The sequence below is a fragment of the Belnapia rosea genome (assembly GCF_900101615.1).
GTDB lineage: Bacteria > Pseudomonadota > Alphaproteobacteria > Acetobacterales > Acetobacteraceae > Belnapia > Belnapia rosea.
Window position 1 is genome coordinate 166,753 of record NZ_FMZX01000010.1, and the last position, 6,593, is coordinate 173,345.

At 68.2% G+C, this 6,593-nt stretch carries 7 protein-coding genes and 1 tRNA gene; 4 read left to right on the forward strand and 4 right to left on the reverse strand.

What is annotated here, in order from left to right:
• The first annotated feature begins 141 nt into the window (after positions 1–141).
• A complete protein-coding gene (locus BLR02_RS17185; RefSeq protein ID WP_090664051.1) occupies positions 142–774 on the forward strand; it encodes a class II aldolase/adducin family protein in 633 nt (210 codons plus the stop codon).
• Here BLR02_RS17185 and BLR02_RS17190 read toward each other — a convergent pair.
• Positions 767–1,354, reverse strand: a complete 588-nt coding sequence (locus BLR02_RS17190) for a hypothetical protein (RefSeq protein ID WP_090664052.1) — start codon at positions 1,352–1,354, stop codon at positions 767–769. The genes BLR02_RS17185 and BLR02_RS17190 overlap by 8 nt on opposite strands.
• 141 nt (positions 1,355–1,495) lie before the next feature.
• Between BLR02_RS17190 and BLR02_RS17195 the strand changes: the two genes are divergently transcribed.
• The 3 genes from BLR02_RS17195 (at position 1,496) to BLR02_RS17205 (ending at position 4,189) form a co-directional block, all read left to right on the forward strand.
• Positions 1,496–3,187, forward strand: a complete 1,692-nt coding sequence (locus tag BLR02_RS17195) for a tetratricopeptide repeat protein (RefSeq protein WP_090664053.1) — start codon at positions 1,496–1,498, stop codon at positions 3,185–3,187.
• A gap of 8 nt (positions 3,188–3,195) precedes the next feature.
• Positions 3,196–4,047, forward strand: a complete 852-nt coding sequence (locus BLR02_RS17200; RefSeq protein ID WP_090664054.1) for a 4-(cytidine 5'-diphospho)-2-C-methyl-D-erythritol kinase — start codon at positions 3,196–3,198, stop codon at positions 4,045–4,047.
• A gap of 67 nt (positions 4,048–4,114) precedes the next feature.
• Positions 4,115–4,189, forward strand: a tRNA-Gln gene (locus BLR02_RS17205).
• 367 nt (positions 4,190–4,556) lie between these two features.
• Here the strand turns inward: BLR02_RS17205 and BLR02_RS17210 are convergent.
• The 3 genes from BLR02_RS17210 to BLR02_RS17220 all read right to left on the reverse strand — a co-directional run.
• A complete protein-coding gene (locus BLR02_RS17210; protein ID WP_090664055.1) occupies positions 4,557–4,829 on the reverse strand; it encodes a hypothetical protein in 273 nt (90 codons plus the stop codon).
• Positions 4,830–5,332: 503 nt separating this feature from the next.
• Positions 5,333–5,950 carry a hypothetical protein gene (locus BLR02_RS17215; protein WP_143018178.1) on the reverse strand — a complete coding sequence of 206 codons (618 nt, stop codon included), beginning with the start codon at positions 5,948–5,950 and terminating at the stop codon, positions 5,333–5,335.
• Between the two features lie 329 nt (positions 5,951–6,279).
• Positions 6,280–6,593, reverse strand: a 314-nt coding sequence (locus BLR02_RS17220; RefSeq protein WP_218127980.1) for a transposase, incomplete at its 5' end; no start/stop codon positions are given.

Sequence of the window (6,593 nt, forward strand, 5' to 3'; positions counted from 1 at the left end):
ACATGGCCCAGACGCCGCATGACATGCCCATCAATTCATCATTAAGCACTCTGCTGGCCTATATAAACGCCACAACACCCGGCTCGCCCCGCCGCGCAAGGCCTGCTTTCATGCAGGCGCAGACAGGAGGACAGGTGCAGCATGGCGGCTGCCGACATCATCGCCGCGGCCCGGGCGCTCGACGCACTCGGCTTCATGCCGAGCAAGTCCGGCAACCTGTCCTGCCGTACGCCGCACGGCTGCCTGATCACCCCGGCCGGCCTGCCCTATGCCGAGACATCGCCGGATGATCTGGTGGAGATCGCCCTCGATGGCGGCATCCTCGCCGGCCACCGCCGGCCCTCCTCGGAATGGCGGCTGCATACGGCGATCTATGCGGCGCGGCCGGAGGCGGGGGCGGTGGTGCATACCCATAGCCCCTTCGCCACCGCGCTGTCCTGCGCACGGCAGCCCATCCCGCCCTTCCATTACATGATCGCGCTTGGCGGCGGCAGCGATATCCCCTGCTCGGCCTATGCCACCTTCGGCACGGCGGCGCTGGCCGAGGCGACGGTGGCGGCGCTCGAGGGACGGAAGGCGGCGCTGCTCGCCAATCATGGCGCGGTGGCGCTGGGGCGGACGCTCGCCGGTGCCCGGACCCTGGCGATGGAGGTGGAGAACCTCGCGCGGCAGTATCTCGCGCTGCGCGCCGCGGGCCTTTCCCCCGTGCTGCTGGATGGGGCCGAATTGCACGAGGTCTTCGCGCAATTCGGAGATTATGGGCGGCTTACCTGAAGTTCAGTTCGCGGATGGAGCAGGTCTCGACCCGGCGCCGCTCCAGCGCACGCCCATCGGCATAGACCACACGGATGTCGACGGTGCAGACCTTGCCCGCGGGCAGGCTGACGGGGAAGCTGGCGCCCGGCGGCAGGGTGCCCTGGCCCAGCCGGTCGCGGCCCCAATTCTGGTCGGTACTGAGCGAGACATAGAGCTCGTTCACCACCACCCCGCTCGAATTGACGAATTGGAAGCTCGGGTCGCCGCTGCCGCCGGCGGCGCCCCAGACGACGCGGGAAAGGCTGCAGGCATTGACCTGCCGCCGCTCCTCCTCCCGGCCGCCCTGGTAGATTACCTTGATATCGAGCACGCAGTCGGAGAGTTGAGGGACGATCCAGACGCTCTGGCCCGGCGGCAGGACGGCATTGCCCAGCACATCCGGCCCCCAGCTGCTGATCCGGGAGGGCGAGACATAGACGCGTTCGATGGTCTGGCCGGTGCTGTTCACCAGGTTGAAACGGTTCTGCGCCGCCGCCTCGCCGCTGCCGAGAAAGCTTGCCAAGAACAGGCCGAAGGCCAGCAGGATCCGGGCGCGCATGGTTTCCTCCCCATATCACATAATGGTTGCGGAACTTATCATGTCAGATACGGTCTGAAACAGGCCTGTCAACGGCCGGATGCTGAGGCACGGCCACGCGGCGATATCGTCGCGGCGCATTCTGTTCTAGCCTCGGGGGCGATGCAGTTCCCCGCTCCCCCGCTTCGGCTCGCCCTCCTGGCGGCCGCGCTCCTCTCCGCCTGTGCCGCCAGCGGCGGGCCGCGTGGCGCCTCCGGCCCGCCGGGGCGGGGTGCCTTCGGCGCCTATCTCACCGGCCGTTTCGCCGCCTCGGAGACCGACACCAAGGTCGCGGCCGACACCATGCTGGAGGCGCTGCGGGCCGATCCGGACCAGCCGGAGGTATTGAACCGCGCCTTCCTCGCCGCCCTGCTGGATGGCCGCTCGGATGCGACGCGGCTGGCCCGGCGGCTGCCCGACAACCCGGCCGCCAACCTGCTGCTCGCCGGCAGTGAGGTGCAGGCCGGCCGCTGGGACCGGGCAGAGCAGCGGCTGCGTGCCCTCAACCGCAGCGGCCCGGTGCAGGTGCTGCAGCCGGTGCTGCTGGCCTGGGTGCAGTTCGGCCGCGGCCAGCCGGATCAGGCGCAGGCCACCCTCCGCCCGCTGGTCGAGGCCAACCGGCTGCGTGCACTGAACGCGCTGCACGCCGCCCTCATCGCCGATCTCGCCGGCAAGCCCCGCGAGGCCGAGCGGCTGGCGCGCATGGCGGTCGCCGACCAGCCGCAGCCGCCCTGGCGCTTGGCCGTGCTCGCCGCCGGGGTGCTGAACCGCGCCGGGCGAGGCGCCGAGGCGGGACGGCTGATGGACCAGATCCTGGCCAGTGGCGATGACGCCGCCCTGGCGGCGGCCCAGGGGAACCGGCGGCTGGCGCTCGGCGCCCGCGGCGTCGCCTCACCGGCCGATGGGATCGCCGAGGCCTATACGGCGCTGGCCAGCGCGCTGCGCGGCCAGGGCTCCAATGATTTCGCGCTGGTCCTCGCCCAGCTCGCGCTGCGGCTGCGGCCGGGCTTCGCCGCCGCCCTGGTGCTGGTCGCCGATACCCTGGCCGACCAGGGGCATGAGGAGCAGGCGCTCGCCACGCTCAACCAGATCGCCGCCGACGACCCGCTGACCCCGGTGATCGTGCTGCGCCGGGCCGCGCTGCTCGACAAGCTGAACCGGACGGAGGAGGCGGTGGGGCTGCTGCGCGGCCTCGCTGATGCCAACCAGACCCTGCCACAGCCTCCGGCGCGGCTCGGCGACCTGCTGCGCCGGCGGGAGCGCTTCGCCGAGGCGGCACAAGCCTATGACCAAGCGCTGTCCCGCAGCGGTCCGGTCGATCCTTCCGACTGGCCACTGTTCTATGCCCGCGGCATTGCCCGCGAGAGGTCCGGCCAGGCCGCGGCGGCGGAGGCCGACCTGCTGCGCGCGCTCGAGCTCTCGCCGGAACAGCCCTATGTGCTGAACTATCTCGGCTATAGCTGGGCGGAGCAGGGCAAGAACCTCGACCGCGCCAAATCCATGCTGCTGCAGGCGACCGAGCTCCGGCCGCAGGATGGCAATATCGCCGACAGCCTCGGCTGGGTCCTGTTCCGCCTGGGCAACTTGCCGGAAGCGGTGACCTGGCTGGAGAAGTCGGTCGAGCTGGAGCCCCGCAGCAGCGTCATCAACGACCATCTCGGCGATGCCTATTGGGCGGCCGGACGCCAGCGGGAGGCGCAGTTCCAGTGGCGCCGGGCCCTCGCCCTCGACCCGGAGCCGGCCGAGATCGCCAAGCTCGAGACCAAGCTGCGCGAGGGCCTGCCCGGCTACCCCGCCTCCACCGCGCAGCGCTGAGCCCTGCGATGCCCACGGAGTTGGCGCCGGCCAAGGTCAACCTGTACCTGCACGTCACCGGCCGGCGGGCCGATGGCTACCACCTGCTCGACAGCCTCGCGGTCTTCGGCCCGGCGGCGGACGAGGTCGCGGCGGAACCGGCCACCGGGCTCTCGCTCGCGCTGGACGGGCCCTTCGGGGCGGGGCTGGCGGCGGAGGCGGACAATCTGGTGCTGCGCGCCGCACGGGCCCTGGCGGCGGAGGCTGGCATTGCTGCCGGGGCGGCGTTGCGGCTGGCCAAGCATCTGCCCATTGCCTCCGGCATCGGCGGCGGCTCGGCTGATGCGGCGGCGGCGCTGCGGCTGCTGAACCGGCTCTGGAGCCTCGGCTTCGAGGAGGCGCGGCTTGGCGCGATCGGGGCGCGGCTCGGGGCTGATGTGCCGGTCTGCCTCGCCTCCCGACCGATGCGGATGGGGGGCGTGGGCGAGGTGCTGAGCCCGGCGCCGGTATTGCCGGAATGTGGGCTGCTGCTGGTCAATCCGGGCCTTGCCTTGGCGACGCCGGCGGTGTTTCGGGCCCGCATGGGCGTCTTCACCCCGGCGCCCGCGCTACCCTCGGCCTGGGCCGATGCCATGGCCATGGCGCGGGACCTGGCGGCGCTGCGGAACGACCTGGAGGCACCGGCGATCGGCCTCTGCCCGCCGATCGCGGAGGTGCTGACGGTGCTCGGCGCCCTGCCCGGTTGCCTGCTGGCACGGATGAGCGGCAGCGGGGCGACCTGCTTCGGCCTCTTCGCTACGGCAGCGGCGGCGGTGGCGGCGGCGCCCGCCCTGCCGGGTGGCTGGTGGCGGGCCGCCGGGGCATTGCATCCGGCACGATGATGCGCGCTAGGGGCTTTACGAGGCGAGGCCCCGGCCCTATCCAGTGCCCCGCTGAACGCGGCATCGCTGGGGCGTAGCCAAGCGGTAAGGCAGCGGTTTTTGGTACCGCCATTCCCAGGTTCGAATCCTGGCGCCCCAACCATCCAACGCAGATATCCGTCCAATCAGGCACCTGCCGGAAGGTCCGTCGCCGCAGGCCCCTGGGGTCTCGCTGGCTGCGGGACCGGCATCCGGGGGGCGCTTTGCCCAAGGTATGGAAGCCGCGAGGCATGGACGGCGCTTCAGCCGAGAGACGATACGGCCGAACAGCAGATCCCGCCTCGCCGGCAGTGAATATGCCGGGTGCGCTGAATGCCAGCGCCGGTGCGCATCGCGCATACTCGCTGCCTGGCAGATCCGGTGCCGGCAGACGAAACCACCAGCACGAAAAAAAGCCTCGGGTTTCCCCGAGGCTTCTCTGCCGCAGACCGGATAGCTGCTTGCCAGCAGGGATACCCGGCTTGTGCAGCCTAGTTCACGAAGGCGCCGGCCTCGACCGTGACGCTGGACATGTAGTCGGTCGCAATAACGGTGCTGACGACTTCCGCCAGCGAGTTATCGCCGATGGCTTCGACATCGAGGCTGAGGGTGGCCGCGTTGCCTTCAAGGCCGCAAAGATCCAGGTCGACGTCGATATCCTTGTTGATATCCACGTCCACATCAACATTCGTGTCGAAATCAACATCGATCTCGACATTGTAGTCCTTGTCGAAGTCCACGTCAGGGTGATGGCTGCCGGTCATCTGTCTTCTCCTCGACTAGTCGGTCATCGCCGACCGTTTCTTGATAGTTTGCGGAGCCGGTGAGGGTCAAAGATTCTTCGGTATTATCAACGAGGCGTCCGCCATTCTCCAACGGCTTAGACTATGTCAGCAAAAATCTCGGTAGGCGTACGCCTTGATGCTGAAAGCGAGTGCTGCACACGAAATCGCAGCCCGGACCCAAGGCATTGGCCTCGCGTGGAGAGTGGCGGGTATCGAGCAAGGATCGCGCAGAAGCAGCCAGGCGCCTTGCCCAGCGCGCGGCGCCGTGCTGCTTTGCCGAGATTGATGCTGCGGCCGTCAGCGCATGTCATGCCGAGTGCGATGTCGCGCTGTCGTCCCCGGCCCGGCCTATCATATGGGCGAGCCTCTCCGATGAGCGCTCAGACTTTCGTCGTAGTGCCGGATGCCGCTTCCGATCAGCAGGCTTGCCGCGCTTGGCACAAACTCATCGCGTGGGCCAATCGCTCAGGTCGCGCGACAACTCAGTCCACGCCGATCAGCGATGTAACGGTGACGCTGGAGAATTCGTCCTCGATCACGAAGACGGAGGCGTCGACCTCGACGAGGCTGTCATCACCGAAAGCCACGGCATCGATATTGGCGAGGGCGATGTTGCCATCCAGGTCGAGGTCGATATCCCCGCAGCCGCAATCCAGGTCCAACTCCGGCTGCGATACCGAATCTGCGGCGCCGGATGGCGAGATTTCCGCCGAATCCCAGCCCTGGTCGGGGGAGCTGTCGATCTGCTTGATGTCCAACGCATAGTCCTCGACGACCGACACCGATGACGCTGTGGCACCATCCGCTGTTTGCGTCGTGCTCGACTCCTTGAAATCGAAGGATAATGCGTAGTCCGCATCGCCATAGATATCGGAATAGGCCGAGGTGCTGGCATAGGCGACACCGTCTGATGTTTCCCCGGCGGCCACCATGCTTGTCGAGACATAGGCCTCGCTCGAACTGTCGGTACTGCTGGCCTGCGCTGTGACATCGGCACTGGCATAGGTGTCGTTGCCGACAGCCGTAGCCTCTCCGCTGACCTCCGCCACCATGCCGGAGCTTTCCGAGGAAACCGATCCTGTCTCGACGGTCAGATCCATCTGGTAGCTCTCGGAGGTCGGGGCGTCTGTCGCGGTGGGACTCGTGGTCGATGTCGCGGTTACCGAGTAGGCGCCTGTCCGTGTGACGTTGGAAGTGGCATACATGGCGGTGCCCCTTTCTAGGCGGCCAATCCTAGGGGAGATCGATTTCGCACAAACGGCATCTTTGGGAGATGCGCGCTACCAACCGTGGCTGACACTCCTTCGGTGGCGCCCTCTACGACTTCCGGCGCCGCTGCGGGTTGTCGGCCATCCCCAAGAAATGCCGGCTCGGCACCATGGCGGTCCAGGCCGTGGCGCCGGATGGCAGAGGCGCCTGGCAGCACCTGCTAGGGTCTGTGACCGAACTCAGTGGTGCGCAAGTTGATCATGGTGGCAGCAAGATGGGCGAAGCCCATCCAACTGCGGCGTGTCTTGTCGCGTCGCAGGGTGATGCGAGCAAAGTCCTTGAGCCGGGAAAACAGGTTTTCGACGCGGTGGCGCCGGGCGTACAGCACGGGATCCCATGCGGGCGGATCAACCATGCCCCGCTTGGGTGGGGTATGGACGGTGCAACCCTCGGCGGCGAAGGCCGCGCGGAGCGGCGCTGAGATATAACCGCGATCAAGCGCCACGTCGCAGGCTGGGATGCCCGAGGCCAGCG

Excerpts from the sequence above, each read along its gene's own strand:
- BLR02_RS17185 (WP_090664051.1), top strand. The coding sequence starts at position 142 with ATGGCGGCTGCCGACATCATCGCCGCGGCCCGGGCGCTCGACGCACTC.
- BLR02_RS17190 (WP_090664052.1), bottom strand. The coding sequence starts at position 1,354 with ATGCGCGCCCGGATCCTGCTGGCCTTCGGCCTGTTCTTGGCAAGCTTT.
- BLR02_RS17195 (WP_090664053.1), top strand. The coding sequence starts at position 1,496 with ATGCAGTTCCCCGCTCCCCCGCTTCGGCTCGCCCTCCTGGCGGCCGCG.
- BLR02_RS17200 (WP_090664054.1), top strand. The coding sequence starts at position 3,196 with ATGCCCACGGAGTTGGCGCCGGCCAAGGTCAACCTGTACCTGCACGTC.
- BLR02_RS17210 (WP_090664055.1), bottom strand. The coding sequence starts at position 4,829 with ATGACCGGCAGCCATCACCCTGACGTGGACTTCGACAAGGACTACAAT.
- BLR02_RS17215 (WP_143018178.1), bottom strand. The coding sequence starts at position 5,950 with ATGGATCTGACCGTCGAGACAGGATCGGTTTCCTCGGAAAGCTCCGGC.